This is a genomic window from Teredinibacter turnerae T7901, from assembly GCF_000023025.1.
In the GTDB taxonomy this organism is placed as follows: Bacteria; Pseudomonadota; Gammaproteobacteria; order Pseudomonadales; family Cellvibrionaceae; genus Teredinibacter; species Teredinibacter turnerae_B.
Genome location: NC_012997.1, coordinates 2,183,353 through 2,201,977 on the forward strand (window position 1 = coordinate 2,183,353; position 18,625 = coordinate 2,201,977).

An 18,625-nucleotide genomic window follows, 5' to 3' on the forward strand; every position below is an offset into this window, starting at 1 on the left:
TTCCCAACAAAGCTTGGGGCGTCGGTGGTTTACATTTTGTAAATGTTCGTGTTGATTCGTCGTCATAGAGAGCCACCCGTTCAATGTCGGGGTAGTGTGGCCTGGTTTAAGCAAACTGCGGAATTGCAGCTAATAGTTGCCTGGTGTAGTCCTGCTGTGGATTGTTGAACAAGCTCTCGGTTTCGCCTTGCTCTACAATCTTGCCGCGATTCATTACAATAACTCGGTCGCACAAGTACCTTACTACGGCGAGATCGTGAGAAATAAATAGCATGGTCAGGCCGCGTTTTTCTGCCAGATTTAGTATCAGCTCGAGTATTTGCGCCTGAATAGTTACATCAAGCGCTGAAACAGGCTCGTCGGCAACGATAAATTGCGGGTCTGGCGCGAGTGCACGGGCTATTGCGATTCGCTGGCGTTGGCCGCCAGAAAATTCGTGCGGGTATTTACGGATGTGTTTGCGTTCCAGGCCAACATCGTCGAGCAGCTCATTGATTTTTTGCACAATATTTTTGGGCGTTGCGATTTTATGCTTGAGAAGCGGCTCTGCGAGTGTGTCATACACGGTGTAGCGCGGATTTAAAGACGCAAATGGGTCCTGGAAAATCATTTGGAAGTTTTTGCGGGCATCCCGCAGCTGGCGGGGACTAAGGCGATCTACTTGCTGATTGCCAATAAATATGCCGTCAGATTCGCTCTCGATTAGCCGAATAATACTTCTACCTAAAGTGGACTTTCCGGAACCGGACTCACCCACTAAACCCAGAATTTCACCGCGTTTTATCTCAAGGCTGATGTTATCAACAGCTTTGAAGGATTCGTGCTTCTGGCTAAACATACCGCCTGAGTGGGTAACATATGTTTTGTTAACACTCTCAACTCGTACAAGGGGTTTTTCATTGAGTACAGTTTGCGCTGGTACTGGCTTAGCTGAATCAGGTACTGCGGCGATCAATTTTTGCGTGTAGGGGTGCTTCTGCTGCGTGAATACTTCCTGGGCGGTGCCTTTTTCGACGACTTCACCACTTTTCATAACCATGATGTCGTCTGCTAGCTTGGAAATAACTGCGAGATCATGGGTAATAAAAATAACACCCAGGTTATGACTGGCCTGTAGTTTTTTAATAAGCTCGAGGATTTGCGCTTGGATGGTTACATCCAGCGCTGTTGTGGGCTCGTCCGCGACCAGTAACTTGGGCTCTGTGATGAGTGCCATAGCAATCATCACGCGCTGGCGCATGCCACCAGAAAATTCGTGGGGGTAGGCATCCAGGCGATTTTCAGCGTTTACAATACCAACTTCCTGTAGTGCTTTGAGCGCTTTTTGGCGAGCGGTCTTTTTATCGGCTTTGAAGTGGAGGCGGTAGGCTTCCATCAACTGCTTTCCGATGGTCATAAAAGGGTTGAGCGAGGTCATAGGGTCTTGGAAGATCATACTAATCTTGCGACCGCGTACTTCGCGTAACTCTTTTTCACTCATCTTGAGAAGGTCTTTGCCTTCAAAAACCGCTGTACCACTCTCCACTTTGCCTGGCGGCGAAGGAATTAAACCGAGGATACTGTAACAGGATACAGATTTCCCCGAGCCGGATTCGCCAACAATCCCAAGAATTTTGCCGGCTTCGAGTTCGAAACTGACATTTTTGACGGCATTCGTAACGCCTTCCCGGGTGTAAAAATTGGTCGTTAAATTAGAGACGGAAAGTAAACTCATACCATTTAATCTTTTGATGTACGTGGGTCGAAAGCATCGCGCAGGCCATCGCCCAGAAAATTCAATGCAAATAGGGTGATTGAGAGAAACAAGCTCGGATAAATCAGCAGCCAGGGGTACTCTTCAATGGTTTCAACTCCGTAAGAAATCAGTGAACCCCAAGAGCTCTGAGGTGGCTGAATTCCCAGGCCGAGGAAGCTGAGAAACGACTCCAACAGAATGACGCCAGGAATGGTTAATGTGGTGTACACGATGACGGGACCGAGAATGTTCGGTATTAAGTGACGGGTCATAATTTGCCAGCGGCTTAAACCCATCGAAACGGCAGCTTCCACAAATTCCTGATGCTTTAACGCCATGACCTGGCCGCGAACGATACGCGCCATTGTCAGCCACTCCACCGCGCCTATTGCCAGAAATAGCAGGAAAATACTGCGGCCAAAGATGACAGTTAACAGGATAATAAAAATAGTGAAGGGTAGGGCGTAGAGTACATCGACGATTCGCATCATCCAGGAGTCGACCTTTCCGCCGGAATAACCGGCGATAGTGCCCCAGAGTACGCCAATCAGCAGTGCAACAGCAGTGGCAATAAAGCCGACCATCAGCGAGATTCGGCTGCCGTATAAAATGCGGGTTAGCTGGTCCCGACCGAAAATATCGGTCCCCATCCAGTGTTCAGCGGAAGGTGGTGTTGCTCCCAGATCTAGATTTTGCGCCTCGTAGGAGTAAGGTGCTATCCATGGCGTGAGTATGGCGAGCGAAATAATAATAATCAAAAAGATCATTCCGGCCATAGCTAACTTATTTCGCTTTAAGCGTACGAATGCATCCTGCGAAAGAGAGCGGCCAGCTTCGTACGATTCAAGGTCGTTCGTTTCAGAAGAAGATTTAAATATCATGATGTTATTTGCCTAGAGATTGACGGAGCTTAGGATTCATCCAGGCTTGGAGAATATCTGCGACGAAATTGAAAAAGATAATCAGGGACGCAAAGAAAATGGTTGTTCCCAATATCATGGTGTAATCACGGTTAAATGCAGCTTGTAGGTAGAAGCGGCCAAGACCGGGGATTTGGAATATGGTTTCAACCACGAACGAGCCAGACAATAACCCTGCCGCAGCGGGGCCGGCAAACGCCACAACAGGCATCAGTGCGCCGCGCAGTGCATGGTGAACCACCACGTTAAAGCGAGACACGCCTTTGGCGCGCGCGGTTCGAATATAGTCCTGCGACATAATTTCGAGCATGCCGCCGCGGGTTAAGCGTGCAACATAGGCAGCATAGGCCGCTCCCAAAGTGATGGAGGGAAGAATTTTATCGCCGGGCGATACGTCCCAGCCGGAGACGGGAAGCCATTCGAATTGAATGCCGAAGAGCAAAATCATCAGCGGCCCCAACACAAACGATGGCAGGCAAATACCTATCATCGCCACCGACATAAAGCTGTAGTCTTGCCAGCTGTTTGGCTTAAGGGCGGCAAAGACACCGGAAATAATACCGAGAAAAGCTGCGAAACACAGCGCATAGAAGCCAAGCTCGATTGTCGTAGGCAAGCCCGTAGCGATCAGTTCGGTCACGGTGCGGCTGGGGTATTTATAAGAAGGGCCGAAATCGCCTTGAAGTAGATTCCAAACATAATTACCGAATTGCACCGGCATAGGGTCGTCGAGATGGTAGCGCTTATTCAGGTTTTCGAGAACCTGGGCGGGTACCGCCCGCTCAGCATCAAACGGCCCGCCTGGTGCGAGCCGCACCAGGACAAAGGTCATAAGAACCACAAAAAACAACACAGGGATGGCGGTGAGTAACCGCAATAGAATGTATTTCAGCACGGTTACTTGGCCTCATTTTCCAGGTAAACCGTTTTGTACGGATGACGTTGTAAGACATTACCGTACCAGTTTTTTACGTTCGGGCGCATCAGGTTGATGTCTGACATAAAGTAGAGCGGTGCGATAGGCATTTCGTCAGACAAAATTTTGTTTGCTTGCTCGTACAGTGCCCAACGCTTAGTGGAATCCAGCTCGTGCTGAGCTTCTTCAACCAGGGCGTCGTACTCCGCACTTTTCCAGCCAGTGTCGTTGTTGCCACCGTAAGAAAGCAGTAAGTCGTAAAAATTGCTGGGATCTAAATAATCTGCGATCCATGCTTTACGCGATACATCATAGTCTTTGTTTTGCTGCGTATTCAGGTAGACCTTCCATTCCTGGTTGGTCAGGTTAGCCTGGATGTTCAGGTTGGTGCGCCACATTTGTTGAATCGCCAGCGCAATTTTGCGGTGGTTATCGTGGGTGTTATACAAAATATCAAAGGCAGGGAAACCTTCACCATTGGGGAAGCCGGCTTCGGCTAAAAGTGCTTTTGCTTTTTCGATATCGTAAGTGAAATAGCTTTTGGGTTGGTGGCCTTCGGGGTCGGGCGGAACAAAATGATAGGCCGGAACTTCGCCGCCTTTGGTTACTCGCTTAACCAGCGACTCGCGATCAATAGCGTAGGACAGGGCTTTGCGTACGCGAACGTCATCGAACGGCTTGCGGGTGGTATTAAAAATATAAAAATAGTTGGAATAACCCGGATCTTTGTGGATCAGCTCGGGCTCGTTCTGGTCATAGGTTGCAATTTTTTCGATTGCCATTTGCGGGGTAAATGTTAAATGTACCTGCCCGCTTCGAAATGCGCGTTCTTCCACCTGCTGCTGACTAATTGGGTTGAAATGAATGCCCTTTAACTTGACAACGTCCGCGTCCCAATAGTATTCATTTGGTACAACTTCGATATCTTTGTTCAGCTCCCAATGCTTCAGCTTGAACGCGTTGTTGCTTACCAGGTTCCCCGGCAATGTCCATTTAGACACCCGTGCAGTCATGCCGCCAAACTTTTCGATAGTCGCCGGGTGTACCGGGTAATAGGTGTGGTGATCTAGAATTTGCAGGAAGTAGGGTGTTGGTGCAGTGAGTTTTACCTGCAGGGTTTTGTCATCCAGTGCTTTTACACCAACGGTAGAAAAGTCGGTTGTCTCACCTTGACCAAAAGCTTCAGCGCCTTCGATGAAATACATCATATATGCGTATTGGTTGGCGAGTTCAGGTGACATGGCTCGCTGCCAGGAATAGACAAAATCCTGAGCCGTAACCGGGTCGCCGTTGGACCAACGGCCTTCAGGCTGCATGTGGAAGGTGTAAGTCATTAAGTCGTCGGAAAGTTCCCAGCTCGCGGCTGCGCCTGGCTCGAGTTCCAGTGTTTGGGGGTTGAGTGCGGTTAGCCCTTCAAACATCGAACTAATAACGTGGAAATCTGGCGCACCTGTGGTGATGTGGGGGTCCAGAGCTTGCGGCTCATCGCCGTTAGCGATGTAAAGAATTTGATTCTGATTGCCGTATTCCACGTTGGTAAGCGATTTTTCGCTACATCCGGATAACGCGAGTACACCTGCTGCGAGGAGCAGGGCGAGTTGTTTGAACATAGAGTTATTGCCTTTGTTTAGAAGGTTCGATGTAAATGGATTTGAAATCTGGGCGCTCAACACGGCTGAATGTCATACCGTGGACTTCGGGCGAAATCAAGTAACTGTAGGCGTAGTAATAGATCGGTATGACCGGCATTTGCTCGAGCAGTAGTTCTTCAGCTTGTGCCAGGAGCGCAAGCCGCGTTTCATTATTCGTTTCTACTCGCGCCTGGGCAATTAACGCATCGTAATCGCTGTTGCTCCAGTTTGGCGTATTCATATCGTGGCCGGTGGCAAATACTGTCAACATATCTGCTGGATCCGGGTAAGTGCTGGCAGCGGCATCGCGGCATACTTCATAATCATGCGAGTATCGCGTTGCCAAAAAGACTTTCCACTCCTGGTTTACCAATTCAACATCAATATTCAATGTGTCTTTCCACATCTGCTGGATCGCGATAGCCACCTTGCGATGATTTTCGTTAGTGTTATACGAAATTGTAATTGGAGGGAAGTTTTCGCCGTTCGGATATCCCGCTTTAGCAAGATACTCCCGTGCTTTATCCGGGTTGAACGACAATGCACTGCTAGGGTGATAGCTATCATCTATTGGCGACACAGTATACGCGGGCTTTTGGCCTGCTTTAGTAATACGTTGAACGATCATGTCTCGGTCGACAGCAAAAGCCAGCGCACGGCGCACGTTCAGATTGTCAAACGGTGGCTTTCGGGTATTGATCGAATAATAGTAAGTTGCGTAGCCGGGTTGGATTACCAGCTTCTCTGGCGCATCTTGTTTATACGTCGCAATCTTTTCAGCAGGAATTGTGCCACCGTAATCGAAGTCCAGTTGGTTGGAGCGGAACATTCGCTCAGTTGTCGCTTGACTATCGGCGGGGATAAAAATGATTTTGTCGAGCTTAACGTTTTCAGCATCCCAGTAGTGTGGGTTTTTTACTGCCACTATGGATTTGTTGAGCTCCCACTGGGTGAGAATAAAAGGGCCGTTGCTTACCAGGTGTGGGGGCTGGGTCCATTCACTCACCGGGTCGTCAAATGCGGTGTAATAGGTTACCGCGGCTTCTTGGACAGGTACTGTGCTGTCCTGCGCCATACGCTTGAGAAAAAGTGGGTCTGGCTCTTTCAGGGTAAACTCAACCACGTCCGGGGCTGTCGCTTTCACACCAACCGTGCTGAAGTCACGGACCTTGCCTTTATGGTAGGCCTCTGCGCCGCTAATCGCGTAGTACTCTTGCGCATAGGGCGCAGCGATTCCCGGCGCCAGGATGCGTCGCCATGTGAACACAAAATCTTTGGCGGTTACAGGCGTACCATCAGACCACTTGGCGTTTTTTCGCAGCTCGAATCGATAGTGCAGGCCGTTGTCAGAGACCGCCCATTTGGTCGCGACACCAGGCTCTGGCTGCTCGGTAACAGTGTTTAATACCAGCAGAGGCTCGAAAAGCGCAGCTGTAATTTTCATGGCTGGCACACCTGTGATCAGGTGAGGATCGAGCGATTGCGGCGAGGCGCCTATAGCGACACGAAGAGTTTGTGTGGGGTTTGCATCCTGCGTTTCTGAGTTTTTACTACAACCGATGAGGCCGAGCAGTAGTGCCATCAATGGCACCACAAATCGAGTTGGTTTGCGGAAAGCAGGCATAGGGTAACGCTATAAAAGGAGGTTGTTATTAGTATCTATTGAATATGATCAAACGGTGCATTGTAAACCACATTTACGCATACATCACCTGTGCCACTTTGATGTGCATCTTTATATGGCATTTTTTAGTGGTGTTTGTCCTGCAAATAAACATATTTGTATGGATGGCGATGCATTGGGTTTGGTGTCCAATTTTGTACGCTCTCGTGCACCAAGTTGTTGTCCGTTGAATGAAAAAGCGGAATGACCGGCATCTCTTTACGCAAAATTTTTGCTGCCTGACGGAAAATTTCTTGTGCATCAGCGCTAGATACAGCGACGATTCCGCTCTCAATTAGTGCGTCATATTCTTTGATGCCCCAATACGAGTCGTTGTAAGCGCTTTCGGTAGTCAGTGTCGCCAGAAAGCTAGTAGGGTGCTGATAGTCGGCAATCCAGCCCGCACGCGAAATACTAAACATTTTGTTGTTCTGTGCGTCAATAAACGTTTTCCATTCCTGGTTAACCAGTTTGGTCCTAATATTCAGTTGCATCTTCCACATTTGCTGAATCGCGATCGCCACTTTTCGGTGCAGCTCACCATTGTTATACAGAAGTTCGATTTGAGGGAAGTCTGCTCCGTCAGGATAACCTGCTTCCGCAAGCAGTTTACGCGCTTGTTGAGGGTCGAATAGGGTGTCACTGGGAACAGGAAAATAGGTTTTGTCAGGAGGAAGTAAATCCCGCGCCGGAATCTCTCCGCCCTTCGTGACCTTGCTGACCAAGAGCTCGCGATCAATGGCCAGTGCAAGAGCGCGTCTCACGTTGACTTGGTCAAACGGAGGGGTTCGTGTATTGAATATGTAGTAGTAAGACGCGTAGTTCTGGCTCTGGTACAACACATCGGGTCGTTTCTTTCGGTATTCCGCGATTTTTTCAATCGCCATTTGAGATGTGTACGTCAGGTGGACTTGCCCCGTACGAAAGGCGCGCTCCTCTGCAAGCTGATTTTCTATTGGAATAAATTCGATCCCTTCGAGCAGAACGTGGTCTCTATCCCAATAGTGGGCGTTTTTTTCCAGAGCAACGCGTTGGTTGAGTTCCCATGCGTTTAGTTTGAAAGGGCCGTTGCCCACCATCGTTCCGGGGCGCGTCCATGGCTGGCACTGTTGGGCAGCGGCGTTTTCACACAGATCTACGAGATGGCGGGGCACGGGCGCAAAAACCGGGTGAGCTAAGGTTTCCAGGAAATAGGGCGTGCGTTGGCGAAGTGTGATAGTTATTTCGCGGCCTTCACTGGTAACGCCGAGTTGGGATGCGCCTTCGTCTCCACTACTGTAACTTGCGTATTTTTCTGCGCCGACAATAGGGTAGAACAATGCCACATTAGGTGACGGCGAGCTTGGGTTCAGCGCCCTGTGCCAAGCGTAAATAAAATCCTCTGCTTTGATGGGGGTACCGTCTGACCAGGCCAGGTTGTCGCGTAAAACAAACCGGTATTGGAGTCCATCTTCGGAAACCTCCCAACGTTCCGCGCATCCGGGAATAGGCTCCAGGGTGGTGCCATCCAGCTCCACCAGGCTTTCAAATAAGGCGCGGACGATATTGAGATCATTGCTGCCAATCGCGAACTTCGGGTCCAGGGTTTGTGGTTCATCGCCATTGGCGATAAGCAATACCTGGTGCTCTATCCCCCATTGCACCGGCGTTTGGTGGCCTTTTCCACAACTGACTAACACCGCGGAGGCCAGCCCCAGCAGGTAAAATATCCACCATTTGGCTTTTAAATCCACGTTGTGTTCAACTCAAAGTTTCTAAGCGACTAGACTCATAACGAATGAAAGTCATATGCGAGCAGGTACACGATGACAAAAGGGTTAAGGGCTTGGACCAATAAATTACGCAAGCAAGAGATGCCTGTCCCAAGCGACGTCATTGTTGAGCTTAACACGATTACCGGGGATGACGACGCTGATGTCAACCAGCTTGCCGAAGTGATCTTGCGAGACCCAAATCTAACATCTCAGGTTTTGCGAATCGCCAATAGCGTTTTGTATAACTATTCGAACACCCCGATTAATACGGTAAGCCGTGCCATAGTACTCATCGGCCTGAAAGGGGTTCGCGCGATCTGTATTTCGCTGCTCGTGCTTGAGTCGTTGATTGGCGAAAGACCGCGTGCACGAGTGCTGGAATTGATCGCCCGCGCGTTTCATGCGGCGACTCAAGCGCGCGCACTTGCCAGAGCGGTAGAGGACCGGGGCGCCGAGGAAGCATTCATCGCCGGTTTACTGTTTAACCTGGGAGAGATGGCGTTCTGGGCGTGTGAGGATGTGCCATTGGATCACCCGGGTTTACTCAGTAGTAACCAGCGGGAGCGGCGCGATGCGATGGAAGAAGTTCTGGGCACATCCTTTAAAGCCATTACACGCGAGCTAGCTGTGCACTGGAAACTAGGAAATACCCTGGAAGCCGCGCTCTACCCAACTGGGGAGATGTCGACCCGGGTGCAAGCGGTGATCATCGGTGAGCGTATTAGCCGCGCTGCAGACTTCGGTTGGCGCAGCCCGCAAATGAAAAAAGTATTGCGCGAGGTTATGTCGTTCACTTCGAAAGACGCGACGCAAGCGCTGATGATGGTGAAGCAGGCGGCGGACTACGCAGCGGAAGTGGCGCTCAACTATGGCGTTGCGGAAGCTTGCTCTCTTATTCCTTCTTCAACGGGCAAGCCCAAGCCCCGGGTGACGGTTAAGAGCGATGTTTTGCGTGGCGATCCAGCGGTGCAGCTCAATATCTTGCGGGAGCTCTCAGCGGCGGCATCGGAGCGAATTGACGTAAATACCTTGTTTCAGATGGTATTGGAAGGGATGCATCGCGGCATCGGCCTGGAACGTGTCGTTTTCGCTTTCATTGATCAGCACAAACTCAAAGGCCGGTATGTACTGGGCAAAGGCACAGATCAGTGGCGTAACAACTTTTTAATGGATATTGGGCCGCTGTGCGATAATTTGTTCGCCCGCGCAGTGAGTACAGGGGGTTGTCATTGGTGTACCAAGTCTGAGATCGCTGCAAACAGCCAACTCTACGATATAGAAATGAGTCGTGTGATTGGCAAGTTTCCATCGTTTATTGCGGTGATCCAGCTAGATACGCGTAAAATAGGTGTTTTCTATGCGGATCGCTGGAATTTCGGCGGAGAACTATCTGAAGATCAGTTTGAAAGTTTCAAGCACTTCGCGACCCAAACTCAGGTGTGTCTAGGCCTGTTTCGACAGGGCGGAGCGGGTCGGTAGCTGTCAGATCTGGCTGGCACTGCAAGCCCAGCTGGGTCTTAACTGGGAGGACTAGCGCGCTTTGGTTACATCCACAAACAATGTTAGCGATTGTCCTGGTTGCAAATATTTTCCAGGGTTCAGTTGGTTCCAGCGCAAGATATCATTCACATTAAGGCTGAATTTGCTCGCGATGCGGCTGAGCGAGTCGCCTTTTCTAACCCGATAAGACACTTTTCGTATTACGCTCTTACTAGCCTGGAGGTTGGACGCGATCTCTTGAACCTCATCTAACGTTGTCCAAATGGCTAACTTCTGGCCTGGATAGATGGGATCGGTCGGCGCCATGTTGTTCCAGCGCGCAATTTGACGCGGTGTAACATTGTACGTTTTGGCAATCTCCCAAAGACTATCGCCAGACGTTACCTGATGATCAACGCGAGTGCCGTCCGCGGTTTTGGCACTGGCACTGCGGCGGTTGTGCAGGCGTTGGGTCAGGCTTTGGCTGTAGTGTCGCGCGTCTGCGGAAGCGACCGGCACCATTAGCGTTTTACCCGCACGTATATTGTTGTTGGACAGGTCATTGATAGCGCGCAATGTCCGTACGCTGACATTGTATTTGGTCGCAATGGTGGACAAAGTATCTCCATTGCGGATCGTGTAGCGCTGCCATGTGACTCGATGGTCCGCGGGAATCTGGGCCAGACCCGCTTGAAACGCTTCTGCACTGCTGAAGGGTACCAATAGGTGGTGGGGGCCATCTGGATCGGTGGCCCATCGGTTGAACGCCGGGTTAAGGTTGTACAGATCATCCATCTGCAGCCCAGCCAGATCGGCCGCTTGGGCGAGGTCGATCTGAGAGTCTGTATTAACGGCAACGAAGTAAGGTTGGTCGGGTATCGAGTGGAGATTTAAGCCGTACAGCTCCGGATTTTTTATCAGGATTGCCAAGGCGAGAAGCTTAGGCACATAGGCTTCGGTTTCGCGCGGCAAGTCGAGGTTCCAAAAATCGGTGGGTTTACCGCGCTTGCGGTTCTTACGGATCGCGCGCGAAACGTTGCCTGAGCCACTGTTGTATGACGCCAGGGCCTGCAGCCAGTCACCATCAAATCGCTTGTTAAGATTCTCTAGATACACGAGAGCTGCGTCGGTAGATGCGACTACATCGCGACGCCCGTCGTACCACCAGTTTTGCTTCAGCCCCAGCATTTTTCCGGTGCCTGGAACAAATTGCCATATCCCCGAGGCTCGCCCGTGCGAGTATGCAAATGGGTCGAATGCGCTTTCAACTATGGGGAGCAGTGCAAGCTCAGTCGGCAAGCCTTTGGCTTCAACTTGGTTCACAATGTGATACATGTAACGTTCGCCGCGCTGGGCTACGCGTTCCATATATTCGGGATGGCGCGCGTACCAGCGAAGCTGGGCGTCGATCCTGTCGTTATATTCAATCTGTAGCTGAAAGCCCGCGCGGATCCGATCCCACAGGTCGCCAGGCGTCGGTTCTGGCAGCGCAGAGTACTCTTGCTCCGTTAAGTCGTCGTCTGGCTCCGCCGCAAAAAACTCGAACTCGGGCTCCTCTGCGACATCTTGTCCAACACCTGCGGTTTGCGTGGGTTTTACCGAAATGCCGGAGCATGCGCAAAGTAGGCTGAAAACGAAAATGGCCACCACAAAGCGGCCTGTATGGGGAAGGTATCTAGCTGCCATCTAAAAAAGGTCTATTCCGTGGACTTCTGAAACTGATTGTGAGACTCGCAAACGTCCACACAGTTCAAACTGTGCTTAGCGGGCGCCGAGTCTAATGCTTTGTGTTCTAAAAGACCAATAGGATCGATCAAAAAATATCCTTCCATTGGCGCAATGCGGTAAAAGTTTGTAACCCGCTGGTCACTGTCTTTCCTGTGTGAGCTTCTATTTGCGTGATTACTTCAGGTTGGTCGCATCGCAGAAACGGGTTGATCTCCAGTTCTTTACCAACAGTTGTGGGCAGCGTTGTCGCCCCATTGAGGCGTTGCTCTTGCACTACGCCGGCATACTCTCGGATAAGCGTATTGCTGGGCTCGACAGCCTGAGCAAACCGCAAATTGGCCTGTGTGTACTCGTGAGTACAGTACAAAATAGTGTCTGCGGCCAGACGTTTGTATCTCTCCAGACTGTTGCAAAGTTGCTCTGCTGTACCCCCTAGCAACCTCCCGCAGCCAGCGCTGAATAAGGTATCGCCACAAAAAATTGCGGTACTGTTGTTGTGTTCGTCCGCGAGCAGGTAGGCAATGTGTTCCTCTGTGTGGCCGGGAGTGTGCCAAATTTGAAATTTCGCCATACCGTCCCAAAATTCGAGATGGTCACCCTCGGTGAGCGTTTGGGTAACCTGCGGCATCGCGCTTGATTCAGGGCCATAAATGGGACAGGGGAAATGTTCCTGCAGTTCGGGAATGCCGTCGACGTGGTCCCAGTGGCGGTGGGTCAGGAGTATCGCTGTTGCGCTCAACCCTCGCTCTTTGAGTACAGCAATCACTGGTGCTGCCTCACCGGGGTCTATCACCAGAGCGTTATTTCGATGTTCTATTATCCAGACGTAATTGTCGTGGAGCGTTGCCACGGGGAAGGTATTTACGCGCATTTAATCCTCAACTGCTACGAAAATGGTAAGTGAAGGGGTAGACTCTTGCTGCTTCATGATCACCATGTAATGTCAGAGGCTGTATGTTACTGAGTCGTGCTAAACAAATTGTTGGATCCCGGCATAAAGTGCCGCCGCTTCGCCAGAGTTTGGCAGCATTAGCTGCGTGGTATGAAAGCCCATTAGGTCAAGCTGCATTGCAAGAACAGCAGCATATATTGCGCGACGAGCTCAGTTGCCTCTTTGGTTATCATCTCATGGAGTTGAGTATTGTGCCTTACGAGCGGCTGTCAGAACATAGTCGTATCAATCATCGTTTTTCCCTTTCGCCCGTGCATGTGCCCCCTCCACCCTGCGATGACGCCAGTTTGCGAGATGTTCAGGGGTTGTCTGAGCTGGACGCATTACCGCTCGCGGATGAGAGCATCGATGTAACTATTTTGCACCATGTACTCGAATTCTCGCCGAACCCGCATCAGGTACTGAAAGAGGCAGCGCGAGTTACCGTGCCGCGCGGGCACGTGATTATTTTTGCTTTCAACCCATTTTCGCTTGCTGGCTTGATGCAGATGGGCGCGCAGTTTTACAGCAAGCGTCCCATCTGGCAGCGGCGGGCGTTACGCGCTGGCAGAATTCGGGACTGGTTGGAGTTTCTTGATTTTTCGTGTTTGAGTTTGCGCTATTTGGGGCGCAACCTTCCGATCAATCATTCTCGCTATTTGAACAGCAGCCGATTTGTGGATCGTATTTTTAGTCGCTCGATCCCGCTTGGCTCGATGTATTATATTGTTGCGCGCAAAGATAAGGCTGGCCTTCAGCCCATCAAACCGGCCTGGGACAACAGTCGTTTTCTCGGTGTCGCGCCTATACCCAAGCGGTCAATGACCGCCAGAAGCAGTCAGTCTGCGGCGATATTACCATTCAGAAACAGAATTAAATAAACAAGCTAATACATTGAAAAAAATAGAGATATTTACTGATGGGGCCTGTCGAGGCAACCCTGGGCCTGGCGGTTGGGGAGTATTGCTTCGCTACGGTGACAAAGAAAAAACACTTCATGGCGGGGAGCGTGACACCACCAACAATCGAATGGAGTTGCGCGCAGCCATTGAAGGCTTGAGCGCGCTCAAGGAGCCCTGTGAAGTACGCTTGGTGACCGACTCACAATACGTACGCAAAGGCATCACCGAGTGGATAGCTAACTGGAAAAAACGTGGGTGGCGCACTGCAGCAAAAAAACCGGTGATGAACGTGGACCTCTGGCAGGCGCTGGACACGGCATGCGACCAGCACCAGATCACTTGGGAATGGGTCAAAGGTCACAGTGGTCATCGCGAAAACGAGATAGCGGACGAGCTTGCCAACCTGGGTATCGATGAATTGAACGTGAGGCGTTAAGTGAGACAGATCGTATTAGATACAGAAACTACGGGCCTGGAGCCGGAGCAGGGGCACCGTATTATTGAAATCGGTTGTGTTGAGCTGTTCAACCGCAAGCTCACAGGCAAACACTTTCACCAGTACATTCGGCCCGACCGGGAAATTGACGAAGGGGCTATTGAAGTTCACGGAATTACCAATGAATTTCTGGCGGACAAGCCAGTATTTGCGCAAATTGCGGATGATTTTCTGACCTTTATTGGCGATGCGGAACTGGTGATTCACAACGCACCGTTTGACGTCGGCTTTCTGGATCACGAGTTACGCCTCCTGAATCGCGGTTTGGCGCCAATCCGTGAACGCTGCGGTGTGCTAGACACGCTGGTTTACGCACGCAGGAAGCACCCAGGACAGAAGAATAACCTAGACGCTTTGTGCAAACGCTACATGGTCGACAATTCACAGCGTGATTTACATGGCGCTTTGTTGGACGCTGAAATTTTAGCCGATGTGTACCTCGCAATGACGGGCGGTCAAACGGCACTGGCGCTTGGTGGGCAGCAGGGCGATGGCTCTGGTGGCGACGGGGAGGAGCAGATTATCCGGCTATCGGCGGATCGTCCACGGCTAAAGGTCTTGCGTGCAAACGATGAGGAGATTGAAGCGCATAAAGCGAAGTTGGCGACTCTGGATAAGGCTTCGGGTGGCAACTGCTTGTGGCTCCAGCAGGAGCAGTAAGCAGGCTTAGAACGGTTTTTGGGTGTGCAGGAAGCGGTTGCTCCCTGCGCACCCGAGTAGAAATTATTAATGCGTTGTTGGGTGATTAGCCCGCGGCTAGCTGGTATACCGCAATATAGCCGATCACGCTCAGTACAATAGTGTAGGGGAGTGCCATCAACACCATCCGCCCGTAAGACAGCCGGATAAGTGGTGCGAGGGCGGAAGTCAGCAGGAACAAGAATGCGGCCTGGCCATTAGGCGTAGCCACGCTGGGCAGGTTGGTGCCGGTGTTAATTGCCACCGCGAGCAAATCAAAATGCTCGCGGCTGATATCCCCGGCAACAAGCGCGTTTTTCACCTCGGTAATGTATACCGTTGCGACGAATACGTTATCGCTGATCATTGACAAAAGGCCATTGGCAATAAAGAACATTGGCCCCTGCACGCTCTCATCCATGTGCAGCAGCATATGAGTGATTGGCTCAAAAAGATGCTGATCGTGAATAACGGCAACGACCGCAAAGAAAACTACCAGTAGTGCAGTAAAAGGAAGAGCCTCTTCGAACGCGTGACCAATGCGGTGTTCTTCGGTGATACCGTTGAAACTGGTCAGTAAAATAATTACCAGCAGGCCGATAAGGCCGACTTCGGCCAGATGTAACGCCAGCGAAACCATTAGCACAACACCGGCGAGCGCCTGAACAACCAATGCAGCAATGTCTCGATTGGTCCGTTTGCTGGTTTCCTGCTTGTCGAAATCCATCAGAATTGTGCGCACTTTATCCGGCAGCTGGGCGCCGTAACCGAAAATGCCGAGTTTTTCGACAGCGATACAGGTAACCAGCCCGCCGATTAAGGTCGGCATGGATACAGGTGCGACTTGCAAGAAAAACTCGACAAAGTTCCAGTCTGCCTGCTGAGCAATAAGCAGGTTTTGTGGCTCACCAACCAGGGTGCAAACTCCGCCTAAAGCAGTCCCCACCGCGCCGTGCATGATCAAGCTACGCAAAAAACTGCGAAACCCCTCCAGGTCTTCACGATTTGACGAGTCGACTTTGGAGTCATCGGTGTGGTCGTATTGATTGCTGCTCAAACCTCCACCAGATGCGAATTGGTGATAGACCGCGTAAAACCCTACGGCAACGGCTATAAGCACGGCAGTGACTGTAAGGGCATCCAAAAACGCTGAAAGTACCGCGGCGACTAGAGAAAAGAGTAAGGAAAGTACGATTTTTGAACGAATACCGAGCAGTATTTTAGTAAATACATAGAGCAGTAAATCCTTCATAAAGTAGATGCCGGCAACCATGAAGATCAGCAGCAGGATAACTTCGAAGTTGGCTTCGGTTTCGTGAAAAACGCTCTCTGGGGAGGTCATACCCAGGATAACAGCTTCAATCGCGAGCAGGCCGCCAGGCTGCAACGGATAGCATTTGAGTGCCATCGCGAGAGTGAAAATGAACTCGAGAATCAGTACCCAGCCTGCAATAAATGGGTCTATTGCGTAGACCACAGGATTGATGACCAAAAAGGCTAGAATCGTTGTTTTGTACCACGTACTTGACTGCCCCAAAAAGTTGTTAGCAAAGGCGGCAGGAAGGTTGGAACTCATGGTGTTTTCCTTACTCGTTAGTTTTGTTGGCGCTTAAAGCGCCTCCACTTATTCAATGAAGGATAGCTCAAGAATCCTAATGAATATTCTGCGCTGCAGTAACAGGAAGCCCTGCACCCTATAGCAACGCTGTTACGAATGAGTGTCATTATGCGGGAACTAAAAATGACCCAGTTGGGACTAAAAATCAAGCTTTTTCAGAGACTTAGCGATACTTGTTGAGCGATTTGTAACCATCTGGCTGCAGTCACAGTGCCGCGTTCTACGCTAAATGGCATGTAAAATTGATTTTTTCTGTGAAGGATTCAAGACTTTTACTTAAGGATCAGTGGTAACTACAAGAAAAGTAAAGATTTTTTGTCAATCCGTATTATACTTGTTGGACTGTTTTTGCTAAAAACGCCGATCTTTAAACCTTTCAAGGCCAGGCTCAGGACACCGAACACGTGAATTCATTGGATGCTGTAAACTTTCAGTCGCTCAACATGGTACGCGACGAACTCGTCGCCACCATTGAGGACTCTGCGCGAAATCTTGAGATATTCGTAAACGACGGTGAAGACTCGGACAGTTTGCAAAATTGCATCAACGGAATCCGTCAGATAGTCGGCATTCTCAGGCTGATACAATTTCGTGGTGCATGCACGCTCGCAGAGGAACTTCTGCTCACGGCCACCGACATCTCGCCTGGTAACAGCGGGCCTGCATTCGAAAAAACCATTGAGGTTATCTCTAACACGTTTTTTGTGCTGACACGCTACCTGGAATACATTCAGCAAGTGGAACGCAAGGTGCCAGTATTGCTGATCCCGCAGATAAACGAACTGCGTAAACTGCGATCCGAACCTGCAGTATCCGAATGCTTTTTCTTTCAGTTGGACTTGTCTGCGACGCCGGATTTACCCGCGATTGAGCCCCTGGCCACCAATGGTGAGCCTTTCACAACCGTCATCAGACGACTGAGGCATATGTACCAGATAGGGCTGCTGGGGCTTGTGCGCGAAAAGCAGGTGAAGAATTCTCTCGCGCTTATGCGCCGTGCAATGATCCGCATTCAGCGGGTGAGTGCACCGCGGCCTCTTACCCAGTTATGGTGGTACTCCAACTTGTTGCTGGACGCGATGATGACCGAGAACATGGCATTGCTCGAGTCCCGCAAGCTGCTGTTTGGACGTATTGATCGGGTTTTACGGCAAGTGGTGTCTTCCGGGGAGTCTGCACTGGAAGCGACTCCGCCGCGTGCGTTGGTAAAAGAGCTGATTTATCTGATTGCACTGTCGGGCAAAAAAACAGATGAGATGTCGCGTGTGCTCAGTGCTTACGGTATTAATGATTTTGCCTACAACGACAAAGATCTTGGCAGCGAGCGAGATGCATTGAATGGCCCCAGTGCGCATACGGTAATGTCATTGGCGAAAGTGCTGCAAACCGAGCTTACCCAGACTAAGAAAGTACTTGAGGCCGCTGCACAGAGCGAAAGTCAGCGCATCGATGACCTCGATGAGTTCATTGGCAACCTTCATAAAATCGCAGAGATCCTAAGCATTGTTGGTCTCGTGTCGCCAAGCAACATATTAAAAGACGAAATAAAGCGTATCCAGCTTTGGAAGCTGCAAGAGGACGGCCCGAGCTCAGCAGATCTTACCGATGTTGCTAACACACTGCTGTATCTCGACAGCGCAGTGTCTGCATTAGAGCACGCGAAACTTTCGGATGAAAAGCTCGCAGAGGCAAACCGCGTTGCACAGCAGGAAATCATTGCCTCCAGTGAATTGAGCGAAGCAGGTAAAATTGTTATTGAGGAGTGCGAGGCCGGGCTCTCGCTGACCAAGCGCGCACTTAGCTCGTTTGCCGATTCCAACTACGACACCGGTCATATCCGAAATATTGCCAAAACGCTGAACACCGTTCGCGGCGGTATGATCATGTTGAAAAAGGAAAAGGCTGCAGCGCTCCTTGCCCGCTGCGTGGACTTTGTCGATACCGTACTAATGGATCAAGACCCTCCCGTCGCGCTGAAAGAGATGCTCGAAACTTTTGCCGATGCGATAGTCTCCATCGAGTATTATCTTGATTCCGCCAGTAACAGCTTAAAAATGGACGAGTCTGTACTCAAGCTGGCCGAAGAAAGTCTCGACGCATTGGGCCTTGCGATTGAAGGAGAGGCCTGATAGCAGTTGTAATGAGTCCTTGCCGATTCAGGGCTCGCAGGCGAA

Annotated in this window: 14 protein-coding genes; 5 read left to right on the forward strand and 9 right to left on the reverse strand. The window is 50.6% G+C overall.

The genetic code is table 11. The annotated features are described in order from the left end of the window. Positions 1-106: 106 nt before the first annotated feature. The 6 genes from TERTU_RS09330 to TERTU_RS09355 form a co-directional block, all read right to left on the reverse strand. A complete protein-coding gene (locus TERTU_RS09330) occupies positions 107-1,714 on the reverse strand; it encodes an ABC transporter ATP-binding protein (RefSeq protein ID WP_015819670.1) in 1,608 nt (535 codons plus the stop codon). Positions 1,715-1,719: 5 nt separating this feature from the next. Further along, entirely contained in the window at positions 1,720-2,616 is an 897-nt protein-coding gene (locus TERTU_RS09335) for an ABC transporter permease (protein ID WP_015819197.1), read from the reverse strand. A 4-nt stretch (positions 2,617-2,620) separates the two neighbouring features. Then, positions 2,621-3,550 (reverse strand): ABC transporter permease, encoded by a 930-nt coding sequence (locus tag TERTU_RS09340; RefSeq protein WP_015819867.1) that lies wholly within the window; start codon positions 3,548-3,550, stop codon positions 2,621-2,623. Positions 3,551-3,552: 2 nt separating this feature from the next. After that, complete coding sequence (locus tag TERTU_RS09345) at positions 3,553-5,181, reverse strand: peptide ABC transporter substrate-binding protein (RefSeq protein ID WP_015816976.1); 1,629 nt, start codon at positions 5,179-5,181, stop codon at positions 3,553-3,555. A 4-nt stretch (positions 5,182-5,185) separates the two neighbouring features. Next, complete coding sequence (locus tag TERTU_RS09350; RefSeq protein WP_228378296.1) at positions 5,186-6,784, reverse strand: peptide ABC transporter substrate-binding protein; 1,599 nt, start codon at positions 6,782-6,784, stop codon at positions 5,186-5,188. 167 nt (positions 6,785-6,951) lie between these two features. Then, positions 6,952-8,598: a peptide ABC transporter substrate-binding protein gene (locus TERTU_RS09355; protein ID WP_015819339.1), complete on the reverse strand. Its 1,647-nt coding sequence runs from the start codon at positions 8,596-8,598 to the stop codon at positions 6,952-6,954. A gap of 72 nt (positions 8,599-8,670) precedes the next feature. On the opposite strand from TERTU_RS09355, the gene TERTU_RS09360 reads away from it, so the two are divergent. Further along, positions 8,671-10,098 carry an HDOD domain-containing protein gene (locus TERTU_RS09360; RefSeq protein ID WP_015820734.1) on the forward strand — a complete coding sequence of 476 codons (1,428 nt, stop codon included), beginning with the start codon at positions 8,671-8,673 and terminating at the stop codon, positions 10,096-10,098. Positions 10,099-10,149: 51 nt separating this feature from the next. Here the strand turns inward: TERTU_RS09360 and TERTU_RS09365 are convergent, their stop codons facing one another. Beyond that, a complete protein-coding gene (locus tag TERTU_RS09365) occupies positions 10,150-11,748 on the reverse strand; it encodes a lytic transglycosylase (RefSeq protein WP_015820213.1) in 1,599 nt (532 codons plus the stop codon). A 163-nt stretch (positions 11,749-11,911) separates the two neighbouring features. Then, positions 11,912-12,697: a hydroxyacylglutathione hydrolase gene (gene gloB / locus TERTU_RS09370; RefSeq protein WP_015817406.1), complete on the reverse strand. Its 786-nt coding sequence runs from the start codon at positions 12,695-12,697 to the stop codon at positions 11,912-11,914. A gap of 83 nt (positions 12,698-12,780) precedes the next feature. Between gloB and TERTU_RS09375 the strand changes: the two genes are divergently transcribed. From TERTU_RS09375 to dnaQ, 3 genes are read left to right on the forward strand one after another with little or no spacing between them, the layout of a single operon-like run. Next, a complete protein-coding gene (locus tag TERTU_RS09375; RefSeq protein WP_015816966.1) occupies positions 12,781-13,638 on the forward strand; it encodes a methyltransferase domain-containing protein in 858 nt (285 codons plus the stop codon). Positions 13,639-13,651: 13 nt separating this feature from the next. Next, on the forward strand, positions 13,652-14,095 hold the full coding sequence (rnhA, locus tag TERTU_RS09380; protein WP_015818441.1) for a ribonuclease HI: 444 nt from the start codon (positions 13,652-13,654) through the stop codon (positions 14,093-14,095). Continuing rightward, positions 14,096-14,815 (forward strand): DNA polymerase III subunit epsilon, encoded by a 720-nt coding sequence (dnaQ, locus tag TERTU_RS09385; protein WP_015818793.1) that lies wholly within the window; start codon positions 14,096-14,098, stop codon positions 14,813-14,815. Positions 14,816-14,900: 85 nt separating this feature from the next. Here dnaQ and nhaB read toward each other — a convergent pair whose 3' ends face one another. Beyond that, positions 14,901-16,409, reverse strand: a complete 1,509-nt coding sequence (gene nhaB, locus TERTU_RS09390) for a sodium/proton antiporter NhaB (RefSeq protein ID WP_015818304.1) — start codon at positions 16,407-16,409, stop codon at positions 14,901-14,903. Positions 16,410-16,855: 446 nt separating this feature from the next. Here nhaB and TERTU_RS09395 point away from each other — a divergent pair, with 446 nt between their 5' ends. After that, on the forward strand, positions 16,856-18,580 hold the full coding sequence (locus tag TERTU_RS09395) for a FimL-related protein (RefSeq protein ID WP_015819672.1): 1,725 nt from the start codon (positions 16,856-16,858) through the stop codon (positions 18,578-18,580). The last annotated feature ends 45 nt before the right edge of the window (positions 18,581-18,625 follow it).